Source organism: Saccharicrinis fermentans DSM 9555 = JCM 21142, assembly GCF_000517085.1.
In the GTDB taxonomy this organism is placed as follows: Bacteria; Bacteroidota; Bacteroidia; order Bacteroidales; family Marinilabiliaceae; genus Saccharicrinis; species Saccharicrinis fermentans.
The window spans coordinates 4,626,675-4,649,024 of sequence record NZ_KI912107.1; the positions used below are offsets into that span (position 1 = coordinate 4,626,675).

Sequence of the window (22,350 nt, forward strand, 5' to 3'; positions counted from 1 at the left end):
TAAGCCCGTGAGGGTCTTCGCTGAAGCTCGGTATGTTCAAATGACCAAGCCGTAATGCGCAAGCGTGAACCCGTGGTAGCTTCGAGAAGTGTATCAGTAGATGGGGAGAGTTTTGACGGTCTTCGAACCCTGTTACGTTGTATGAATTAACAGCAATTTGAAATACAACGGTCTACCGGAGTCATAGGGATGGCGTGGTTATAGATGGATTATTACGGAACGTGGGAGGTCTCTTGTTTTAAAGTTTGGCAATCTTAAACAGGCTGATATAAGCATAGCGAAATTCAGCAAGGAAACAAGAGAAGTCGGAGGAGCCCATAGTACCACAGACTGTAGCGACAACAAAACGCTGCATAGGGAAGGGGCTCTACTTTAGAGAAGCTTATATGGAAAACAGAACGACCTATATTGACGCAAGTCTATTAGTAAGTCCATCGTCATTTCTGACCGATGAAAGAGTTCGTGAATTCCAAAGGAAGCTATACGTTAGAGCCAAGCAAGACAAGGAATTTAAAGCTTATAGTTTAAGCGACAAGATGAGCTTAGACTATGTGATAGAGGAATCCTATCGTAGAGTAAAACAGAATTATTCCAAAGGCACAGGAGTTGACAAGATGTCGTTTGCAGATATTGAGAAATATGGTGTATCCAAATTCCTCAAGGAGTTGCAAACAGAACTTCGTACCAATACCTACCGAAGTCAGGCTGTTCGTCAGGTAGAAATCCCGAAGGAGAAGAAAGGTGAGTTTCGCATGTTGGGTATTCCCACCATAAAAGACAGAGTAGCACAAATGGCTGTTAAGATGCTGATTGAGCCACTTTGGGAAGCCGACTTTATTACAACTTCATATGGATTTAGACCCAAACGGGGGGCACAGGATGCAATCAAGCAAATCAAACAGAATATCTACGATGGACATCATTTCATCTATGATGCAGATTTATCGAAATACTTCGATACCATTCCTCACGATAAACTGTTTGTACTGCTTAAAGAACGCATCAGTGACAAAGGAATTCTGGATATTATCGAACAGTGGTTAACAGCCCCAAAACAATTAAAGAACGGAAAGTTGTTGTCTAGTACAGCAGGTACGCCGCAAGGAGGGGTTATTAGTCCATTGTTATCGAATATTTACCTACATGCTTTTGACCGAATAGTCAATAATTCAAAGAGTAAATTCTCCAAAGCAAACATACGAATTGTGCGTTATGCCGATGACTTTGTGCTTATGGGAACTTACTATTACAGCAGAGAAATATTAGCACATATCGATTCATTAATGACACGGATGGGGCTTACCATCAATAAGGAAAAGACAACTATTTTGCATGTGCATAAGAAAAGCCTATTCTTTTGGGGTTTGAGTTCAGGGTAATCCGCTCCAAATTCGCTTGGAACAGGAAGAACTATACCAACGTCCGCCCGAGTATGAAATCAAGGAGTAAACTCTTTGCCAACATTCGTGAGCTTTTAGCAAAACGTAGGCATTGGAAGATTGAACCTTTGCTTTACAAGCTCAACTCATTATTAATAGGTTGGCTTAATTATTTCTCTATAAGTAAGGTAACGCACATTTGGGAAACCATAAAGGTTATCATCAAACACTTGGATTATAAACTATTTAAATGGCTCAAAAGCAAAGGACGTAAAGCGCACAAGTCGCTTCGCCAGCGACCATACAGTACTTTTGTACAAAGCAAAAGGCTGTTAGACTTGGAAAAGTATGCACGCTTGAAAACCCTTGCGAAAGCTCAATGAAGAACTCTATCGGTAAGCCGTATGAGGGAAAACTTCACGTACGGTTTGATGAAGGGGGCGCTGATAGTTTACTTATTATTGCTACTTTTAGAAGTAATAATGGGAGTAAGCTATCAGGCTCTACTCTACGCAAAAATTATAATCAACAACATCATACATATGAAACGAAAAATTTTAATTTATTTGATTTTTGGATTAATCTCAATAAAAGGGATGAGCCAATCACCTAATTGGACTGTAATTACAGACCCTGAAACTGGTATAGAATTTTCATCTCCTGAGAATACAGCCCGTTTTGATTCCCTATATACGACATTATATGGTGGTGAAATAGATTCAACCGAGGCGGTGCAAGTGCATATTTTCAGGAATGCAGATATTACAAATTCAGACCCTGTGTTTAATGAAGCTCTAGCACAAGAAAACAATGATACCTTAAGAGCTATAGAAAGATTAATGCTCTTGGCATCAGATAGTGAATTAACAGCTATACAAGAGATTACTACCAATGGAGTTAGAGGTTTGGAAATAGGGATTACCTATAAATCGCTTCAAACTGAAATTCCATATCATACATTTGTCCGCTATTATATGATGGATGGAAATTTTATTTCTTTTACTTGGACTGGAATCGAAACAAATTTAAAAAGCGCAGGTGGAACAAAGGACAGCTTTTTTAATTCTGTAAACCTTGACTAAAATGGATATCCGATTCCCACTATTATTAATAATAATATCAATTCTAGGGTACTCTTGTTGTACTCAGAAAGAATGCGCAAGTGCATTTGATTCAAAAGAAATTCAACTGGATGGCTTTTCCTTAGACGAAACTAGTGATATATCAATATGTTCGTATTCAAAAGGGAGCGGTTTTACAAAAGCTATTGATAGTGCATTTACTAAATCTCGCACTTACTCAGGTAATATAGATGATGATTTAATTATAACAGTTCCGATTGTATTTAATTCTGAGTTTGACTATAAACTCTTCTTTCATCGTTTGGATTTGACTTATGAGATTACTGAAATATCTACTATATCAGAGAAATGCAATGATTGTTTTTTAACCTCAGATAATTATATAAGATTAGCTAGTTACAAAGTAAATGGTAGATTATACGAAATGTCATCATTCCTTATTGAAAAACTATACTAACGAAATTATGAAAAAATATTTTATCCTATCACTAATTTTTTTCTCAAATCTATCCATCCTTTATTCACAAAGATGGGGCTTAGCAGAAGATTGTCATATAAATGCGAATGACCCAAACTATGAAAATATTCCTATTCGCAGTGGAGTTATTAGTTCTACCGTTAAATTATTCATTATGGGGACTTCCTCAAACTCATGGAGTTCTGGAACTTTGATAAATAGTCCTTGCAAGAAAACGTATAATCAATTGTAAATCTGGTTCTTGATGTTGAAAACTTGTTTGAATCTTTAGCGAATATAGCTTGTGTAGTTGGGTTATTTTGCAGATATTCAACCTATTAATGGTTTTAGATTTGGTTATTTCGGAGCTAAAGCACAAAGAGGTTCAAGCATGAGAAAAAGATTCGAACAACAATTGAAACTGGGAAGTCTTCCAATTCAAGAAACGATCATACCGACAGCAAAAAGAAGTGGGGCTCTACCCGGACTATGTGCTGCGTTAAAAGAAATATTTGCCAACCCAAACTGGAACGAGAAGGTCTTTGAGATATTGGACAAGGCGATACGCTCGGAAAAGAAACATACAGGTCGTCCCGGAATGGACCTGTGGCAAATCTTTGTTTTGTCACAAGTGCGTCTTTGTCAAAATATTAGCTATGACAATCTACACGACATGGCCAATCACCATACATTGATACGCCAAATAATGGGCATCGAGAGCAGCTTTGGGTATGAAAAACAAAAGATTGGATATCAGTGTATTATTGACAATGTCGGTCTACTAACGGACGAAATAGTAAAAGAACTCAACAATGTTATTGTGGCATTTGGCCACGAGGTATTTAAAAAAAAAGAGGCGGCAGCATTGTCCTTAAAAACCGATAGTTTTGTTGTAGAAAGCAATGTTCACTTCCCTACTGACTACAACCTGCTATGGGACTGTGCGCGAAAATGCATCGACGTGGTCAACAAGCTTCAGAAAAATCACGATCTGCATGGATGGCGCAAGGTGTATGACTGGCGTAAAGACTTGAAGAACAAAATGCGGGCACTAGGTCGGGCAAGCGCATCGGGCGGAAAAGGGAAACAAGAGAGAATAAAAACCGCAGCGCGAATGTACCTTGCAAAAGCTAAAGCTTTGCTGAACAAATTAGAAAATTCAAAAGACAGCTTTCCACACGAAGATATTGCAGATCAGGTAACAGTGATAGAGCTCGAACATTTCATGTCGCTATTGGTTAAGCATATCAACTTGCTTGAAAGGCGGACTATAAAAGGGGAAGCCATACCCCATAGCGAGAAAATGTTTTCCATATTCGAAGAATATACCGAATGGGTGACCAAAGGTAAAATGCGTCTGAATATCGAACTGGGCAAAAAAGCAGGAATAACCACCGACCAGTTTAATTTAATTGTCGATTACCAGATAATGGATCATGAATCTGATTCAGAGATTGTTCCGCAGTTAACAAAAAGACTATCGAAACAGTTTACAATAGAAAGTTGGAGTTTCGATAAGGGATATTGGAACAAAAACAATAAAACATTATTGTTGGGATCGGTTAAGAACCTTGTGCTTCCCAAGAAAGGCAAATGTAACCAAGAAGAAGCAGAGCAGGAGCGTCAAACCGTTTTCAAGAAGCTGCGCAACAAACATAGCGCCATCGAATCAAACATTAACGAGTCGGAGCACAGGGGACTAGATCGCTGTCCGGATCGCGGATACCACAACTTCAAAAGGTATGTTGGCTTGGCCGTTTGCGCCTACAATCTAAGAAAGATTGGTGCCGAATTAATCTATCGAGCACGGAATAGTTCCAATACAGACGAGCAGAACAAATTGGCAGCCTAGTAATGTTCTGAATATATGTGTTTTACGTAACACAAATGGAAGAGTTATGCCCAATAGTCAACAAAATTGGCAAAATATTATACGCAGGGGCGTGTTTTGCTATAAAACTCAGCTTTGACACATAAAATCACCATCATCAACAAAAATAAAGTTCACGTTTGGCGATATTCTACTCGCCTATTTTTGAAAACATAAGTTTTCTTGCCGAGACTATATATCAGTACAACAGAGTAATTAATATGTAGTTAATAATTATATTCATTGTCAATAATTTTTTTTATTGACAATGTATTATATTTGCAACGACATAAAATCTAATCTAATTTACAAAAGATAAACAATGATAGCAAAGCCAACTTAATTATTTAAGCATTTCATTAAACAGTACTATAAGTATATCAGCTGTTCTATATATCATTTTTGAATTTAATATACACCTTATCTAAAGGCAGTTAAAACCGCTGAACATCCAAATTACATTTAATAAATACAGTTCAGCGTTTCGAGAGGTATTGAATCAATATAAACTAATTGAGCTTGTTGCATATGATAGTGCAATTTAATTCTCGGGATTCTAATTTCATTTAAACAATGACGGAACATTAAATATGCTAACCAGCATAATTCTTCATTGTAGTGTTTTAATTTATAGACTATAGAATATAAAGGTTGTCAACTTGCAAGGGCAACATTAGGTGAATTAGCTAATCACACTATTAAGTAATTGCAAATTTTATTAACAAATTTATTATTACAAAATGAAAAATCTTATCAAAAAGAATGCTAAAAGCGAGGCAAAACTGGAGCTAATTGAAAATTTCGTAGCGAAAATTGAAAAAAAAGAAGCCAATAATTTAAGAGGTGGTAAAAATGCACCTGTTGCTGAAACTGGCGGAGATGATAGCATTAACACAGAGTTTACAGAACATCGCAACTGCTGTTAGTAGTTAAATCAAACTATGAGGCTGTCATTATATATGGCAGCCAATATTTTACAATAAGGATCATTATATTATAACATGAATAATAGAAAGAGGAGTTTGTTCCTTGTATATCTGAGTGTACTTTTCATTCCTGTTTATGCAAGAATTAGTTCTTTTGAATTAGTTGGATCAGTAAAGGAAGCTAATAATGAAAAGCCAATACCTTTTGTTACCATCCAAGTATTTAAAGATAGCCTAACTACTATACCAATATACTCATGTATATCTGATAGTGTAGGAATGTTTCAAATAAACCTTGAACATTCTGGAAAATATCAATTATCATTTTCATGTGTTGGTAAACAGAGTAAGATCATTAGAGCGGATATAACAACTGATAATTTCACTGATCTAGGGGACATTAAAATGGAGGATAGCAACGCTGAAATTGGGGTGGTAAATGTTATCGGTTCAAAACCCTTAGTCGAAGTTCATCCAGATATGATGGTATATAATGTTTCTGATGATGTTATGTCTTTAAGTTCAGATTTATTGTCAATTACAGAAAAAGTACCTCTTATAAATGTTGACCCCGAAGTTGGAGTACTGCTAAATAATTGCACACCGTTAATTTTAATAAATGGAAGGGAGTCAAAAGCGGTTAATAAAAATCCAATTTTCTATTTAAGTAGTATGCCTGCTTCTCGAGTTTCAAAAGTTGAAGTAATTACTTTAGCTGGTTCAAAATTTAACTCAGATGCAAATTGTGGGGTTATTAATATAGTATACAAAAAACAGGACAATAAATCACTATCGGTTGGAAGCCAATTGAATAGTATCACGGGATACGTTTCATCACTCGATTTTGGTTTTAAGCACAAAAAAATTATTCTAAATGCTAGTGTAGGCTATGGAAATGGAAAAAATTTTAACTCTAATGAATTTTTAGAAAGACTAAATAAGCAAGATGCTGAATTCCATAACTTAGTCCAAAGTGGTGAAACCAAACAAGATTTTGAGATCGTAAACAGATATTCTTTAGAAACTAGTTACGATCTGGATTCATTAAATTTGTTGTCATTTACAACAAGTTATTACCACAATAGAATGAATAATAATACTGCTCAATTCAATGAAATGAGTAACATAAATGACGACCTAATATATTCCTACAACCTAGATGAAAAGCACAAGAGCATTTGGAGGAACTATGATTTATCATTCAATTACAAAAGTATATCAAGAAATAAGAAAAATGTGTTTAATCTATCTTTATTAAAGGATAATGAATACATAAATCGGATCCAGGATCAAGTTGTTTTGGAAGGGGAAAACTATCAGAATATTCACTATTTAACTATTCTTGATGAGGAGTCAGATGAAAATTCTTTACAAATTGATTTTGTCCGGAATCTTTACAATTCAAATAAGCTTAATCTTGGATCAAAATTTGTTTTTCGTGACAACAATTCTAATAGCAGTAGAGTTTGGGAAAATGATGCAGATGCCGTAGAGGAAGATATTACTTTTGATAATAGCCAACGAATATTATCATTGTACTCAGAATACTCATTTAATCTACCGAAGAAATATAAATGGCATACTGGTTTACGTTTTGAAACAACAAATATTGACGCAAACTTTAACAGTTCTGAAGAATTTTCTTCAAGTTATACCAATCTATTACCGCATATACTAATATCTAAGAAAACTTCCTCGGGTATCATTATAAGTAGCGCATACAACTCAAAGATTAATAGACCAAGTATTCAAGCATTAAATCCTTCTTTATATGTCATTGATGCAAATAGTATCTATTTTGGAAACCCGAAATTAACCTCAGAATATCTAAGCACTATCAGTGTTGATTACAATAATAACTTGCACCTGATAAAACATTTTATTCAATTTTCATATTCTTTATCAAATAACACTATCCAAAACTATTCTTACATAGAAGATGACACATATTACACCACTTATACTAATGATGGTAAATTCAAAGAATTCAGTCTATTTATAAACCTTAGCGCTCGATTTACATCATGGCTTAACTCACGACTAAATGGCAGTCTAGATTACGTCAATATCAGTACACAAAATGAATCTAATTCAGGCTTTACGGGTATGGTATATGCAAGTGCCTATTTCAAACTTCCAAGAGCATACAATATTAACTTAAATGGGATGTATAGGTTTCCTAGAATATTAGCTCAAGGGATTAGTTACAATTATTATTCTTTTAGAGCTAAAGCCACCAAAGTTTTCTTTGATGACAGATTGAACGTTAGTTTTACAATGGAGCACCCATTCTGGGAAAATAGAAAGTATAGTAAGACTATTGATTCAGATTTCTTTCATATGCAAACAGACAAATATATTTTAGGTAGAACATTTTCAATTTCAGTTATGTATTCATTTAATGACAATAAAATAAAAAGTAGAAAGAGTGGAAAGAAAATAGTCAATAAAGATATAAAAGGGGGCATTAGTGCACAGTAAAGTTCATTCTTACAACATTAACCTAATGAATTACAACTCAGTTAGAAATGATGTTTTATCTTATTTAGGAACATTATTGGATCAGTATGATTTTTCAATTGTAGAAGATAATTCTTTATTCAAAGGAAATTCGTCAAAACTTCTAATATTATTTGAATTATATAGGTTAAAATCTAATCAGCAAAATCTGAATAATATACAGATCTTTGCTGATGATATTAAGGAGAATATAAATGATTACTCTGATTTATCATTTGGCAGTGGTGTATTTGGAGTGCTCTTTGTTTTGCTGTCTTTAAACAGAGAAAAAGTAATAAAGATTGACAGAGAACTAAAAATAAAGCATTTGTCACTTGCTGACGAATACCTTAATAACTTATTCAAACAAAAGAATTATGACTTACAACAAGGGGCAATAGGGCTGGGAATATATGCAATAGAATGTCTAAACAATAAGATTGACTCGAGAAACATATTAATTAAAATTACTGATTGGCTTATAGATAGTTGCAATAAAAAAGAAGATGGTGTATTCTGGAAATACTATTTGCAAAATCAAAATGGCTTAAGCATATGTATTGGACAATTGCATGGATTAACTTCAATTTTAACTTTTTTATCCATTGCCAGAAGGTATCTTAGTTTGAAGTACGTAGTTAAGATCGATGATTTAACTAGTCGAGGTTTAAAGTTTTTAATGTCAACTAGATATGCAACTAAAGGCAATTATTTTCCAATCGCCATTGACCTAAGCAATAGTAATAGATTTAATGATACCCGATCCAATATTACTTATTGTATGAGCGAAATAGGAATATACTTTGGACTTAAACGAATTAATGAACACATCAATATTATCTCATTAAATAAGGAAATTGTCCAGATAGATGAGTTCATATACAATAGTATAAACCTAAACAACTACACAAATCCGTTTTTTTGTCATGGTTTTACTGGGGCTCTTTATTATTTTATTTTAAAACATAAACCTGACTATTCATTATATTCTCTACAAATGATTGCAGAAATAGTTTCTAGATTAAAACAACAAGACATTAGCTTAGGAAATGCAAATTTACTTTCTGGCTCCACAGGAATTATTTTAACTCTACTTAAATTTTAAAGGTGATTCAATTTGGGAAAGAGCGTTGTTGCTCAAATGAGAAGATTATTATTGATTCATTTTTAGAATCAACAAATAAGCTAATTATAGAGAAGCTGCAAAAAAACCAAATTAACAAGCCTGGTTTGTATTCTGGAATGCTTGGGGATTTGCTCTTTTGTAGATATTATGCAGAATTATATAGCAAAGAATTGACCCTATATGAGAGTGTTGAAAATATTGTTTTAACCGAAGTGTTTAGTTAGGGTAATTGATAGCGATAAAATATTATTAATTATTCAACTAGGAATAGCGCTTCAAATAATGCAAATTGAATTTAGAGAAGATAATAACATAGAAAAAATTCTACATGCAATTGATGTTACATTAGAAAAGCACGTTCTCAATTCTTCGAAAAGAAATAAATATGATTTCTTCTCTGGATTATCTACAATTGGGTTATATTTTTACCTTCGAGAGAGTAAACCTCAGCAAGGTCTTTTTATGAATCAGTTATTTGCTGATTTTAAATCTAAAAATTTTATAATAGATAACAACCCCGGGGTTGCACATGGTTGGGGCAGTGCATTTCTTCTTTCGTTAAAAATTGCCCAAAAGAACCACAAAGTCAAAAGTGCATATTATGATTTCTTTAATGATATGCAAAAAATGGTGCTTCGAAAGGTTCAGGATGAAAACAATATCTTCCAATCTCGAACTGGCCACAAAATTCGAACGACTTCCTGGAGCAAAGGTATGCTTCCGATCTGTCTTGCTTTAGAAAAAAGTTACGAATTGTGCTCGGATTCATTGAGTTGTTTTGAACCAAGAAAGCTTGCTAAGAATATAATTAACTATTCAATATCGATTGAAAACTATGATGATCCTTGTCTATGTCACGGAACCGCCAGCATTGCTATGCTATGTGGTCAATTTTTGCCTATACCCTATTATACTGATGCAGCTACAAAGGCATGTGATAAATGGAACGGAGCATTAATTTCTCAATTAGAAACTACCGTAAGTCTTCGGTCTTTCACATATTGCGACCTTCATACTAGCGCTGTTTCTTTGATGGCAAAAAATGAGAATGACATTAACAACATTTAAGCGTTTGTATAAGGATTACCAGGAATCAGATTTGAACATAAAAGATTTCTGTACCAACCAAGATTTGGCTCCTTCCACTTTTTATTACTGGCGAAACAAATTGGAAGAGGCACTAGCACATGAGCCAGATAGCTTTGTTCCACTAGAATTTGACAGTAATCCGTTAGCGACGAACAATCAATCGAGTCCATCTATCATCAAGAGTAAGCCTACTTTAAATAATGATGCTCCCATTGAATTCGTATTTCCCAATGGCACCAAGATGCTACTAAGGGATAATATAAACACGCAAGTATTAAAAACAATTGTTCACTTATTTGATTAAGTCTGATGTTTCATTTACACGATAAACTTAAATACTTTCTATATCCGGCACCAGTGGATATGCGTAAAAGCTTTTACACACTCAGCGGCATTGTAAGCTCCTTGATGAAGCGTAATGTTCAGGACGGTGAAGTTTTTATATTTGTTAACCGTAGGCTGACCACCATGAAAATACTTCATCTAGAACACGGCGGGTTGGTAATTTACCATAAGAAGCTCGATAGTGGTGTTTTCAAACTTCCTGCATTTGATGAAAGCCTCACATCTCACATTATAAGTTGGCACGATTTAATGTTGATTGTAAAGAATGTGAAGCCTAAAAAAAGGCTCTTAAAGAGGTGACAAAAAGAAGCATTTTTTTAGGATTTTTAGATTGATAAAATTGGCTATAAGCCTTGATTTTACTATCTTTAAGCTCGTAATCAAGCAGTGATAAATGAGCGATTTTTCAAGCAATAAAGATGTGTTAATACAGGAGCTTCTCCAGGAACGTGACGAGATGTTTCAGGAGCTTTCCCGCTTGCGAAAAAATGACAATAGGGTTCTGGACACTTTGGAAGCTAAAAACAAAAAATTAGAGGCTATAGTCGCTAAAAAAGAGCAGCAAATTAAAAAGCTGATCGACCAGCTCGCTTGGTTTCGCCATAAGTTTTTTGGCAATTCTAGTGAAAAGCATATTGCCGAAGATCCCGATCAACGAAAGATCGATTGGGACGGACTGGAGGTCGTTGCAGAAGAGAAAGCTATCATTGAAAACGCAGAAAAAGAGCTTATCGAATATGAGCGCCGCAAGCCTGTAAAAAACAAGCAGAGGCCAGTTCGTCAACCACTTCCTGACCACCTTAGACGAGAGGTAGAAGTTATTGAACCGGAAGGTAAACAAGATAACTGGGTGCGTATTGGCGAAGAAGTAACAGAAATACTCGAACACAAGCCCGGAGAGGTATATGTACGTCGTATAGAACGTCCTAAATATGCAGTAAAGCAAGAATCAGTATCACCGGATATTGCTACAGATCAAAACACCGAAGAAGCATCAGCTATCCGTATTGGTTCAATGCCATTATTGCCTTTGCCACGCAGCAATGCAGGGCCTTCTTTATTGAGCGAGCTGATGATGAATAAATATTATTTCCACCAGCCTTTTAATCGCCAAATGGCCATGTTCAAAATGATTGGTATAAAATTACCTGCATCCACCATTAATGGTTGGTTTCAAGGAAGCTGTGATTTACTAAGAGCTCTTTATGCACGTTTAAAAGAAATCGTTCTAAAATCTGATTATATTCAGGTTGACGAAAGTACCATTCCTGTTATTAGCAACGAAAAGCACAAAGCACAAAAGGCTTATCTGTGGATGGCTCGATCAGTAATGAATAACTTGGTTTTCTTTCACTACGACAAAGGCTCCCGAGCACAAAAAGTGATACTTCCTTTATTAAAGGATTTTCAGGGAGCTCTTCAAACCGATGGATATCAGGCATATTCAATCTATGAGCAAAAGAAAGGTGTTTTACTTCTGGGTTGTTGGGCTCATGCGCGCAGGAAATTCTCCGAAAGTCTAAAAGAAGACAAAACGGGGGCTGAATACGCATTGGCACAAATTGCTAAAATCTATCAAGTTGAGCAAATGGCCACCGATCAGAACATGAATTACAAGCAAAGAGCTGAACTACGAAAGCGCTTGGCTTATCCAATCATGCGTGCTTTTGAAAATGGATCGAAGGCTATTACCCCAAAGCGCTACAAGGAGGAAAGATGAGTAAGGCGCTGGCTTATACATACAATCTTTTCTTACGTCTGTCTCGCTATCATCTTGATGGCCGATATCTGCCTGACAACAACGGAGCTGAAAATGCAATTAGGCCGGTAGCTGTTGGAAGAAGAGGCTATCTGTTTTGTGGCAACCATGATGCCGCAGAAAATGCAGCAATTATGTACTCACTACTGGGATGCTGCAAAGCCAGTGATGTAAATCCTCGCGAATGGCTTACAGATGTATTTTCTAAGATTGCGTTATACAACAGCAATTATGATTTAGACTTGGCTGATCTTTTGCCGCACAATTGGAAAAAGTCTAATAGTTGTCAGAATATTCCAAAAAACACCCACTAATTTCGATTAATTCCAAAAGATTCCAGTAAAACTTAGAGATTTCCAACGCTCCAATCGACATCCGGATTGGAGCATTTTTTTACTTTGCAATATGTAGCAGACCGCATATTTACTTTGTATAAGGATTACCAGGAATCAGGTTTGAACATAAAAGATTTCTGTACCAACCAAGATTTGGCTCCTTCCACTTTTTACTATTGGCGAAACAAATTGGAAGAGGCATTAGCACATGAGCCAGATAGCTTTGTTCCACTAGAATGAAAATAGCAAATTTAAAACCATCAATTTTTCGTAACAGTAAACCATCATTCTACAATAAAAAATATATTAATCAACCCTCTGATTGTTGAGGGAGCTTAGCGACTGAGGCAATCAGAGGGTTGATTGCTGCTCGAAGATTGTTTTTCTGTTTTCCATTCTGTAACTTTTACCTTCGAGTTTTACAACTTCACATTTAAACAATAATCTATCTAACAAAGCAGTTGCCAAGACTTCATCATCGAGCATTTCTGCCCATTGCTGAGGGGATTTGTTTGTTGTGATTATTACAGACGTTTGTTCGTGCAGATGATTTATCAGGTTGAAAAATGCAACTGCTTCATGTTTCTTAATAGGAAAAAGCATTATATCGTCTATAGCCACTAAATGAGCCTTTAAAAGACGATTATAAGTGTTAAGCGCACCAGATATCATTTCTTTCATTTTTAACACCGTTATTAGTTCCTCCATTGTGATAAAGTAAGCTTTATGACCAGATTTTACAGCATCGTTAATCAGTCCTGCCGCCACATACGTTTTTCCTGTTCCTGAGGGGCCCATTAGTATCAGGTTATAATTTTGTTCCATGCATAATAATTCCCGTAATTGTTTCAGTTGAGGCACAGTCATACCATTTGCCATGTTAAAGTCATACTTGTCCAGGTTGTGATCTTTGGGTAATCGGGCTAATTTCATTCTCCTGTCAAGATCTGTTTTCTTTCTGTGCTGCACCTCTCTTTGCAAGAGCTGTAATGCAAATTCCTGATAAGATGGTTTATCTATCTGTGCCTGATGAAGCACTGCTTCTGGTTCGTTTTTCATCTTTGTTAGCCGTAAAATATCGGCATAGTTTTTAATTTGATCTAATAGCTTCATTTTCTAATTCATTATTGATTCATATTCATTGATATCACTTTTCTGAGGTTGCATATCAGCATTTTGTTGCTTATTCAGATTGCCGGTTTCTATACAAACATTGTGTTTTACATTCTTTAGAGCTTGCTCATTTTCAAAATAATTCAGAACTTCGGCGAAACGATTGGCATTTAGTATCTGATTTTCATAACAGTAAAGCAGGGCTAAGTTGATTATTTCCTGAGATGAACTTTCAATGTTCTTTTGTATAACTCGGAGATTATCATGAAAATACCGGGGTTTATCTTTCTCTATTGCTGCCAAATATTGTTCGGCTTGAGGAATATATCTTAAGCTTTCAAAAACCAGCTTATAGGTTTTTTGCAGAGTCTTTGACTTTTCCCTTGCATGGTCATTATTTTTAATAATCCGACCTGTATCTAAAGACAGCTCATGTGTGGCCAGCAACTGGTTATCAATCGTATAAAAGAAACGCTTCATTTCTTTTTCTTCCAGTAAAACATTGGCACCCCTGTCTTGATATGTACCCAAAGGCAAGCTGTAGTAATTACTTCGATAAAGTACCGTGTTATCTTTTCTCACAGGATATATCGGCAAGTTTAAAAATGGTTTTTCCGGTTTTCCACTATAAGTCAGCAGGTATTGCTTTTCTTTTTCCCACTCTTGCTTTGGAATACGCCTGGTTGTACCATGTATCTTCGCATTTCCAGTGCGATCAAGCCATTGTAAAACTTCTTTTTGCAACCTGTCAATATCTTGGAATACTCTTCCTTTCAGATAATTGTGTTTTACGTATTTTACTACATTTTCAACTTTTCCTTTGCTTTCAGGGTCAGCTTTTCTGCAAAATATTACCTTAAAGGGATGTGCATTTGTAAACTGCATAAATCCATCAGTAAGAAGAACATCGCCAAGATTTTCATCTTTTACAAAAACACGATCCTGATCGTAGATTATTCGACGGGGGATTCCCTCAAAATATTCGAATGCCAGTTCATGTGCATAATTTGCTGTCTCTGTAGTAAATGGTATTCGTTGACAGTAAACAAACTTTTGTCGGGAACGGGAAAGTACCATTGTAAAAAAGTAAATCTTAATTCTGCCACTTCCACTACTAAGCATTCGGTATGATCCAAAATCTACTTGTGCCTCTTCTCCATATTCTGTTTCGGGAAGCTTCTCGTATTGGCGTGGAAGTTTCTCTTTATGTTTGGGTATATTTTGTTCCTTTCTTACTGTTTGAACAAAATTATAGACTGTTTTACTACTTACATTCGGCAGATCAGAATAATGTTCTTTTAATCTATCTTCAATCTGAGCTGCTGATAAATAGGGGCCTCTCTCCAGTAATTCTTTGACAAAATTATAATACTCATTTAGTTTTTTTGGCATTCGCCGTGGAGTACTAATCCATGCTAGAAATTGTGCTTCGCTCATGGAAAGGTATTTACGTACAGTTCCCCTGTCGATACCTAACTCTAATTTGATTTGACTTTGGTTTAGTCCTTGTGATGATAATTCTTTAACTTTGTACCACATAAAAACTTTTTGGTTTTTATTCATAGCCTTCTTCGTTTCTGTTTTGCAACTTAAAGATGAAGGCTATTTTTTATCTTTACAAATGATGATTTTCAATTGCGAAAATTTGATGGTACAAAGTTTCTATTTACAAGAGTAAAACAGAATTATTCCAAAGGCACAGGAGTTGACAAGATGTCGTTTGCAGATATTGAGAAATATGGTGTATCCAAATTCCTCAAGGAGTTGCAAACAGAACTTCGTACCAATACCTACCGAAGTCAGGCTGTTCGTCAGGTAGAAATCCCGAAGGAGAAGAAAGGTGAGTTTCGCATGTTGGGTATTCCCACCATAAAAGACAGAGTAGCACAAATGGCTGTTAAGATGCTGATTGAGCCACTTTGGGAAGCCGACTTTATTACTACTTCATATGGATTTAGACCCAAACGGGGGGCACAGGATGCAATCAAGCAAATCAAACAGAATATCTACGATGGACATCATTTCATCTATGATGCAGATTTATCGAAATACTTCGATACCATTCCTCACGATAAACTGTTTGTACTGCTTAAAGAACGCATCAGTGACAAAGGAATTCTGGATATTATCGAACAGTGGTTAACAGCCCCAAAACAATTAAAGAACGGAAAGTTGTTGTCGAGTACAGCAGGTACGCCGCAAGGAGGGGTTATTAGTCCATTGTTATCGAATATTTACCTACATGCTTTTGACCGAATAGTCAATAATTCAAAGAGTAAATTCTCCAAAGCAAACATACGAATTGTGCGTTATGCCGATGACTTTGTGCTTATGGGAACTTACTATTACAGCAGAGAAATATTAGCACATATCGATTCATTAATGACACGGATGGGGCTTGCCATCAATAAGGAAAAGACAACTATTTTGCATGTGCATAAGAAAAGCCTATTCTTTTTGGGGTTTGAGTTCAGGGTAATCCGCTCCAAATTCGCTTGGAACAGGAAGAACTATACCAACGTCCGCCCGAGTATGAAATCAAGGAGTAAACTCTTTGCCAACATTCGTGAGCTTTTAGCAAAACGTAGGCATTGGAAGATTGAACCTTTGCTTTACAAGCTCAACTCATTATTAATAGGTTGGCTTAATTATTTCTCTATAAGTAAGGTAACGCACATTTGGGAAACCATAAAGGTTATCATCAAACACTTGGATTATAAACTATTTAAATGGCTCAAAAGCAAAGGACGTAAAGCGCACAAGTCGCTTCGCCAGCGACCATACAGTACTTTTGTACAAAGCAAAAGGCTGTTAGACTTGGAAAAGTATGCACGCTTGAAAACCCTTGCGAAAGCTCAATGAAGAACTCTATCGGTAAGCCGTATGAGGGAAAACTTCACGTACGGTTTGATGAAGGGGGCGCTGATAGTTTACTTATTATTGCTACTTTTAGAAGTAATAATGGGAGTAAGCTATCAGGCTCTACTCTACTGCACAAGCAAAAGAAACGACATTTCGACATTTGGATGACCTAAAGACATGACTATTGGTCATTATGATATTTAATCGTATCTTTGAAATAAAAAGATGTTTGATAGAACAATTGAAAACACAATAAAGGAAAAAATCAACAGTGGGAAAGCTATCGTTGTTGTTGGTGCACGACAAGTAGGAAAAACAACTTTACTAAACGAGATTCTAAAAGACAAAGATTATTTATTCCTTGACGCTGATGACCCTGCAACAAGAAATCTATTACAAAGCCCAACGACAGAACAAATTCGCACATTTATTGGCGATTACAAATACATATTTCTTGACGAAGCTCAAAGAATAGCAGGAATCGGTTTGACTTTAAAAATCATTACTGACCAATTCAAAAAAGTTCAGTTATTTGTAAGTGGTTCTTCATCATTTGATTTAGGAAATGAATTGAATGAGCCATTGACGGGCAGAAAATGGGAATATGAATTGTTTCCAATATCTTGGGAAGAATACGAAAATAAAATCGGATTCATAAAATCAGAACAGCAAATAGAAAACAGATTACTCTATGGGCTTTATCCCGAGGTTATTAATAATCAAGGTAAAGAGCGGGAGACTTTGAAAAATCTTGTAAATAGCTATTTGTATCGTGATATTTTAGCATTTTCAGATATCAGAAAACCTGAAGTCCTTGATAAACTATTACAAGCTTTGGCTTTACAAATGGGAAGCGAGGTGAATTATAATGAAATATCTCAACTGATTGGAATTAATAAAATTACAGTTCAAAAATACATTGACATCCTAGAAAAAGGATATATTGTTTTTAAACTTAATAGCTTTAGCCGAAATATTAGAAATGAAATTAATTCTACTTTAACAGATTTATTGCTTTGAATAACAGAGGTCTATGTCACGCTGTCGCTTTTCATGTCGCTGCTGCAGTTTTTCCAGCATCCGTTCATCGGTCATTTCACGATAAAATTTGTATACCATAAAATCCATAATGTCTCTTGCCGACAACAATGGGACTTCGTCTTGATTCAATAGTTTTTCTTTCAGCATAAAGCTGCCCACCATTAAGTTGAGGGCTACTTGGTGATGCCATGACAGCCATTTGCGGGTTTGGAACTGATCCAAGCCTACTATCTGTTTTTGCTCTTTGAAGCTATGCTCAATGAAAAAGCGTTGTGCCTGCATGTATGCCAGCGCCTGATGCGTGTATTGAGCAAGTTCTGCGTTAGTGAACGAATATTTTATTTCTACTCCCTGCTTTGTCTTTCTTTTCGAAATGACCAGCAACCGTTTCTCAACAATGTTCTGAACCTTATCCCAAATGTAAACTGTCTTAAAATGGAACAATCCCTTCAGCTTTCCCTTGGCAGAATCACGAATGTCAAGCTTTTTCCAGTCCTTGTTTGTAAGCGTTTCTATATATTCGTTAGCGTTTACCGATGGGGTGCTTGCCTTCGGCCTTTTGGGTGGGCGCCCACGATTGCTCTTTCGCTCTGGAATATGTAGTTCTGGTTTTTCAAGGTGGATTTTTTGATCGCTATGAATGTCAAGCATGTACACCAAACCCATATCCTCAACCGAACGGGTAAACGCAAGGTCATTGCCATAAAGTCCATCCCCCCCCAACGTAATCGAACTCGATACCCATTTCCAGTTGGTGCTTCACAATATCTGTAGCCAGCTCCGGTTTTGTCTTGAAAACCCTGTCCTCTTTGGGGATGCCAGCAGTTTCACACCTGGCGTTGTTAGTACACCATGACCTTGGAAGGTACAGTCTCGTGTCGACCAACGCTGCATATTTGTCCGTGCACAAGCAACCAAAAACTGCAACCTGCGAGTTTGCAGTCTTCCCAACGTTCCCGCAATACTGGTGATCAACACCAATGCTTTTGTCACCTTTTTTCACCCATCCGCTTTCGTCTATGAGTAATCCTTTTAATTTTTGGTTTGGGAGTGATTGGTCTACCTGATTTGCTATTTGGTCGATGACAGCTCTTGCATCCCAATTGGATTCGGTGATAAAATGCTGCATCTTATGGTAGTCTGCGTTTAATGTCTCAGTGATGCGTTCGATGTTTTTCAAATCGCTTAAAGCTAGACCTTCGACGTATTGAGTAGCTTTGTCGAAGTTGGATTTTGTTCTATTTTTAAAATGGTGCTGAAATTCAGATAAATACACTTCAAGTCGGTTGTTGACCGCTAGCAGTGTTTTACCATTATTCGTATATTTTTTTAAGTTTTTCGCCCGTTACCCATTGCAAACTTGAGTTTTGTTCTTTGTTTCAATTGCAATATACTAATTTACTGTTTATTACGAAAGAAAAACAATACTAAATTATCGTTTTTTCAGTGATCATTTTAATCTGTTAAAGTAGAATTAAGCAGAATCGGAAAATCTATTTTTATGACAATGGTATCCGAAATATGATTATTGGGAACTTTAACCAATTAGATTTGAGAGTTGATAAAGGCGCTTTATGGGAAAATTTTCTCGTGTCAGAAAGGAGAAAACAAAATATGTACAAAGATACTTTTGCAAAAATGTATTTCTGGAGAACAAAACAACAACAGGAAATTGATTTTGTAGAAGAGAGTAATGGACAAATTACTGGATTTGAATTTAAGTGGAATAATAAAAAGACTAGATTTCCTCAGAATTTTATAGCTACATATGAAGCTGAGGGGCACGTGATTGACAGGAATAATTTTAGAGAATTTGTAAAAATATAGCAATGCCAGAGCACAACATTTTGTAAACGTAATGGCAGGCAAAGTGTTAAATATCAAGGTTTGTAGCCCGCTCAAACAAAATAGTAGTTTGACAGGAAACAACCACGCAACCTGCCACTACTCATACAATTTACCGTGTACGCCGAGAGAAGAGAGGCGATTATAAGTAAATCTCTTCATAAGTCGAGAGCCTTGGGAATCGAGAGATGAAATTGGCTATAGATATTCAGTGGGTGTAATTCCCACCCATCCAAAGCCCGCTAGCGGGATGGCAGATAATCCAATGGGTGATTCCGTAAGGATAGCAGAATTGAACGAAGAGAAATCATGAGCACCGAAAGGAATAAGCTTTGATAAATAAATGTGTATTAAGTAGTAGTCCAATCATGCGTGCTTTTGAAAAATGGATAGAAGGCTATTACCCCAAAGCGCTACAAGGAGGAAAGATGAGTAAGGCGCTGGCTTATACATACAATCTTTTCCTACGCCTGTCTCGCTATCATCTTGATGGCCGATATCTGCCAGACAACAACGGAGCTAAAAATGCAATTAGGCCGTTAGCAGTTGGAAGAAAAGGCTATCTGTTTTGTGGCAACCATGATGCCGCAGAAAATGCAGCAATTATGATTTAGACTTGGCTGATCTTTTGCCGCACAATTGGAAAAAGTCTAATAGTTGTCAGAATATTCCAAAAAACACCCACTAATTTCGATTAATTCCAAAAGATTCCAGTAAAACTTAGAGAATTCCAACGCTCCAATCGACATCCGGATTGGAGCATTTTTTTACTTTGCAATATGTAGCAGACCGCATATTTACTGAATATTAAACTATCAATAAAACGACCGCAGGGCAGGCCAGAACAATAGCCCCGGGGCCGGCGTTGGCGAGAGAGCTTCAAGGGCGCACTCGAGGAGGTCGTGTGGCTGGCCTAGCGCGAAAGAAGAGAGTGCAGGATGGAATTGGAGCTCGGTGCGGGTTGATAGCGATCTATTGTTCTAGACTTTTTTGGTCCTTTTTGTGGCAATGACAAAAAGGACATGACGATAATTTTCAATCAATGAGTGATTCTCATTTGAAAGCTCAACTATCAGGTTAACGAGCGCAGGGTTGGCCAGAACAATAGCCGTGGTCGGCGGCGAGAGCTGTAACGCGGAAAATGCATTAGAAAATCTATTACGTCTTTAAATGGCTTCAAAAGAAGTCACTACGTTACTTTTCTTCAACTCACCATAGTAGTTGCTATGGCTCGTCTCAGAAAAGCCTTCTTTTTTGTAGTAACCATGATGCCGCAGAAAATGCAGCAATTATGATTTAGACTTGGCTGATCTTTTGCCGCATAATTGGAAAAAGTCTAATAGTTGTCAGAATATTCCAAAAAACACCCACTAATTTCGATTAATTCCAAAAGATTCCAGTAAAACTTAGAGAATTCCAACGCTCAAATCGACATCCGGATTGGAGCATTTTTTTACTTTGCAATATGTAGCAGACCGCATATTTACGGAATATCGTCCATCATATGTAATACCATTGACTTTATATTTGGATCTATACGCCATAGTTATTGTTACATTCAGCATAGTCAAAGTAAACTTTGTTACACAGAGCTACTTTATGGCAGAATAAATGTGGGATCTCTTTTTTTTGTGGTTGTTGAATTAATAACGACACCGGTTAACTATATTTAACAAATACAAATGATGGTCTGCTTTCTGTAAAATATAATCGTGGGCATGTGCTTGTGTATTAGCAATATATTGTCTTTTAGATGGACAGAAATAGACGCCGATATAAAGGGCAAAACGTTAAAGATAATCAATAAAAAATTAATTACAAGTGATTTTTCTTGGATTGTAATGATTTTGCAAATACTTTCGCCAATCGTTTTCCTAACATTTGTCATGAAAAGGGATACGTTAATCTAATTTAAGATTAAAGGTACTGCAAATTTTTTAAACTTTGCAGGGTGAGTATAAACCAAAATTATGTGTGTATGAGAAAGCTAAAACTATTGTTATTAGTTGTTTTAGCAGGACCAGGATTTTTATCATTTATCAATGGAATACCAGAGCCTTCAATAGGTTTAGGGATAGGAGATAAGGTACCTGAGTTAAGAACTACGTTACTGAACGGTTCCGACTTTGATTTAAAATCGTTACAAGGAAAGATGGTTTTAATTGATTTTTGGGCTTCGTTCGATGGAGAGTCTCGCGTAGATAATCATCAAAAGATGATGCTTCAAAAGAAATTTGCGAATAGTAAATTTTACAATGGAGAGGGTTTTGTTGTTGTTTCAATCTCTCTCGACAGATTTAAATCGCCTTTGGCCAAAGCTATTAAGGAAGATGGGCTAATCAATGCCCTGCATATCTGCGACTATCAAGGAGCGGAATCTTCTATCGCAAAAAGCTTTGAAGTAAAGGAGCCAGTCAATTACCTGATTGATGGAGACGGCCGTTTGGTGGCGCGTGGCTCAAGTATTAACAAAGTGGCTGAGTCACTGGAGTACCTTCACAGAAATTAATTTTCTTCTTTCAATATTTTTTTTAAAAATATACAAATAACTAAGTTTGCTTAAGGATTTGGTTGGGGGTGATTTGCATCCTTAAATCATTTCCTTTAAATTTTAGGCAAGAT

The 22,350-nt window shown here is 36.2% G+C and carries 21 protein-coding genes and 3 pseudogenes; 21 read left to right on the forward strand and 3 right to left on the reverse strand.

The annotated features are described in order from the left end of the window. The first annotated feature begins 386 nt into the window (after window positions 1-386). The 15 genes and pseudogenes from ltrA (CYTFE_RS27260) (at window position 387) to tnpA (CYTFE_RS31575) (ending at window position 13,107) form a co-directional block, all read left to right on the forward strand. Window positions 387-1,379 (forward strand): group II intron reverse transcriptase/maturase, encoded by a 993-nt coding sequence (gene ltrA / locus CYTFE_RS27260; protein ID WP_211238191.1) that lies wholly within the window; start codon window positions 387-389, stop codon window positions 1,377-1,379. A 53-nt stretch (window positions 1,380-1,432) separates the two neighbouring features. Continuing rightward, window positions 1,433-1,762, forward strand: a complete 330-nt coding sequence (locus CYTFE_RS30905; protein ID WP_211238192.1) for a group II intron maturase-specific domain-containing protein — start codon at window positions 1,433-1,435, stop codon at window positions 1,760-1,762. Window positions 1,763-1,921: 159 nt separating this feature from the next. After that, on the forward strand, window positions 1,922-2,461 hold the full coding sequence (locus CYTFE_RS0118905; RefSeq protein ID WP_152541937.1) for a hypothetical protein: 540 nt from the start codon (window positions 1,922-1,924) through the stop codon (window positions 2,459-2,461). Window position 2,462: 1 nt separating this feature from the next. Continuing rightward, window positions 2,463-2,918 carry a hypothetical protein gene (locus CYTFE_RS0118910; protein WP_027473099.1) on the forward strand — a complete coding sequence of 152 codons (456 nt, stop codon included), beginning with the start codon at window positions 2,463-2,465 and terminating at the stop codon, window positions 2,916-2,918. A 391-nt stretch (window positions 2,919-3,309) separates the two neighbouring features. Continuing rightward, entirely contained in the window at window positions 3,310-4,770 is a 1,461-nt protein-coding gene (locus tag CYTFE_RS27265) for an ISNCY family transposase (RefSeq protein ID WP_154665698.1), read from the forward strand. 758 nt (window positions 4,771-5,528) lie between these two features. Then, the gene (locus tag CYTFE_RS0118920) at window positions 5,529-5,714 is read left to right on the forward strand and encodes a hypothetical protein (protein ID WP_027473100.1); all 186 of its coding nucleotides are present in this window, start codon (window positions 5,529-5,531) and stop codon (window positions 5,712-5,714) included. A 75-nt stretch (window positions 5,715-5,789) separates the two neighbouring features. Next, window positions 5,790-8,195 carry an outer membrane beta-barrel family protein gene (locus CYTFE_RS0118925; protein ID WP_027473101.1) on the forward strand — a complete coding sequence of 802 codons (2,406 nt, stop codon included), beginning with the start codon at window positions 5,790-5,792 and terminating at the stop codon, window positions 8,193-8,195. Window positions 8,196-8,220: 25 nt separating this feature from the next. Then, window positions 8,221-9,318, forward strand: a complete 1,098-nt coding sequence (locus CYTFE_RS0118930; RefSeq protein ID WP_027473102.1) for a lanthionine synthetase LanC family protein — start codon at window positions 8,221-8,223, stop codon at window positions 9,316-9,318. Between the two features lie 2 nt (window positions 9,319-9,320). Continuing rightward, window positions 9,321-9,563, forward strand: coding sequence for a hypothetical protein (locus CYTFE_RS0118935; RefSeq protein WP_027473103.1), 243 nt, complete (start codon window positions 9,321-9,323; stop codon window positions 9,561-9,563). 58 nt (window positions 9,564-9,621) lie between these two features. Then, window positions 9,622-10,407, forward strand: coding sequence for a lanthionine synthetase LanC family protein (locus CYTFE_RS0118940; RefSeq protein WP_027473104.1), 786 nt, complete (start codon window positions 9,622-9,624; stop codon window positions 10,405-10,407). Further along, on the forward strand, window positions 10,382-10,732 hold the full coding sequence (gene tnpA / locus CYTFE_RS0118945) for an IS66 family insertion sequence element accessory protein TnpA (RefSeq protein ID WP_044262614.1): 351 nt from the start codon (window positions 10,382-10,384) through the stop codon (window positions 10,730-10,732). Before CYTFE_RS0118940 ends, tnpA (CYTFE_RS0118945) begins: the two co-directional genes overlap by 26 nt. Window positions 10,733-10,737: 5 nt before the next feature. Continuing rightward, window positions 10,738-11,073: an IS66 family insertion sequence element accessory protein TnpB gene (gene tnpB, locus CYTFE_RS0118950; RefSeq protein WP_027470460.1), complete on the forward strand. Its 336-nt coding sequence runs from the start codon at window positions 10,738-10,740 to the stop codon at window positions 11,071-11,073. Window positions 11,074-11,230: 157 nt separating this feature from the next. Then, window positions 11,231-12,594, forward strand: a pseudogene (gene tnpC / locus CYTFE_RS27270) (IS66 family transposase); the annotation flags it as partial. A gap of 72 nt (window positions 12,595-12,666) precedes the next feature. Then, a complete protein-coding gene (locus CYTFE_RS31280) occupies window positions 12,667-12,846 on the forward strand; it encodes a transposase domain-containing protein (RefSeq protein WP_027470731.1) in 180 nt (59 codons plus the stop codon). A gap of 114 nt (window positions 12,847-12,960) precedes the next feature. After that, on the forward strand, window positions 12,961-13,107 hold the full coding sequence (gene tnpA / locus CYTFE_RS31575; RefSeq protein ID WP_262505590.1) for an IS66 family insertion sequence element accessory protein TnpA: 147 nt from the start codon (window positions 12,961-12,963) through the stop codon (window positions 13,105-13,107). A gap of 111 nt (window positions 13,108-13,218) precedes the next feature. On the opposite strand, the gene istB is transcribed toward tnpA (CYTFE_RS31575), so the two are convergent. Both istB and istA read right to left on the reverse strand, forming a co-directional pair. Beyond that, window positions 13,219-13,980: an IS21-like element helper ATPase IstB gene (gene istB, locus CYTFE_RS0118965; RefSeq protein ID WP_027473105.1), complete on the reverse strand. Its 762-nt coding sequence runs from the start codon at window positions 13,978-13,980 to the stop codon at window positions 13,219-13,221. Window positions 13,981-13,983: 3 nt separating this feature from the next. Then, entirely contained in the window at window positions 13,984-15,519 is a 1,536-nt protein-coding gene (gene istA / locus CYTFE_RS0118970; RefSeq protein ID WP_044263233.1) for an IS21 family transposase, read from the reverse strand. 96 nt (window positions 15,520-15,615) lie between these two features. Here istA and ltrA (CYTFE_RS27280) point away from each other — a divergent pair, with 96 nt between their 5' ends. The 3 genes from ltrA (CYTFE_RS27280) to CYTFE_RS27285 are packed head-to-tail and all read left to right on the forward strand — an operon-like array spanning window position 15,616 to window position 17,862. Then, window positions 15,616-16,842 carry a group II intron reverse transcriptase/maturase gene (ltrA, locus tag CYTFE_RS27280; protein ID WP_211238193.1) on the forward strand — a complete coding sequence of 409 codons (1,227 nt, stop codon included), beginning with the start codon at window positions 15,616-15,618 and terminating at the stop codon, window positions 16,840-16,842. After that, on the forward strand, window positions 16,839-17,015 hold the full coding sequence (locus CYTFE_RS30140) for a hypothetical protein (RefSeq protein ID WP_154665699.1): 177 nt from the start codon (window positions 16,839-16,841) through the stop codon (window positions 17,013-17,015). Before ltrA (CYTFE_RS27280) ends, CYTFE_RS30140 begins: the two co-directional genes overlap by 4 nt. A 52-nt stretch (window positions 17,016-17,067) precedes the next feature. Continuing rightward, window positions 17,068-17,862: an ATP-binding protein gene (locus tag CYTFE_RS27285; protein WP_052343304.1), complete on the forward strand. Its 795-nt coding sequence runs from the start codon at window positions 17,068-17,070 to the stop codon at window positions 17,860-17,862. On the opposite strand, the pseudogene CYTFE_RS32185 reads toward CYTFE_RS27285, so the two are convergent. Continuing rightward, window positions 17,851-19,241, reverse strand: a pseudogene (locus CYTFE_RS32185) (IS701 family transposase). The gene CYTFE_RS27285 and the pseudogene CYTFE_RS32185 sit on opposite strands and share 12 nt — an antisense overlap. A 115-nt stretch (window positions 19,242-19,356) precedes the next feature. On the opposite strand from CYTFE_RS32185, the gene CYTFE_RS0118995 reads away from it, so the two are divergent. The 3 genes and pseudogenes from CYTFE_RS0118995 to CYTFE_RS0119005 all read left to right on the forward strand — a co-directional run bounded on the left by CYTFE_RS0118995 (window position 19,357) and on the right by CYTFE_RS0119005 (window position 22,237). Continuing rightward, window positions 19,357-19,710, forward strand: coding sequence for a DUF4143 domain-containing protein (locus tag CYTFE_RS0118995; protein WP_081736039.1), 354 nt, complete (start codon window positions 19,357-19,359; stop codon window positions 19,708-19,710). Between the two features lie 380 nt (window positions 19,711-20,090). Continuing rightward, a pseudogene (locus tag CYTFE_RS31290) lies at window positions 20,091-20,336 on the forward strand (IS66 family transposase); the annotation flags it as partial. A gap of 1,370 nt (window positions 20,337-21,706) precedes the next feature. Then, a complete protein-coding gene (locus CYTFE_RS0119005; protein ID WP_027473109.1) occupies window positions 21,707-22,237 on the forward strand; it encodes a TlpA disulfide reductase family protein in 531 nt (176 codons plus the stop codon). Window positions 22,238-22,350: the final 113 nt, after the last annotated feature.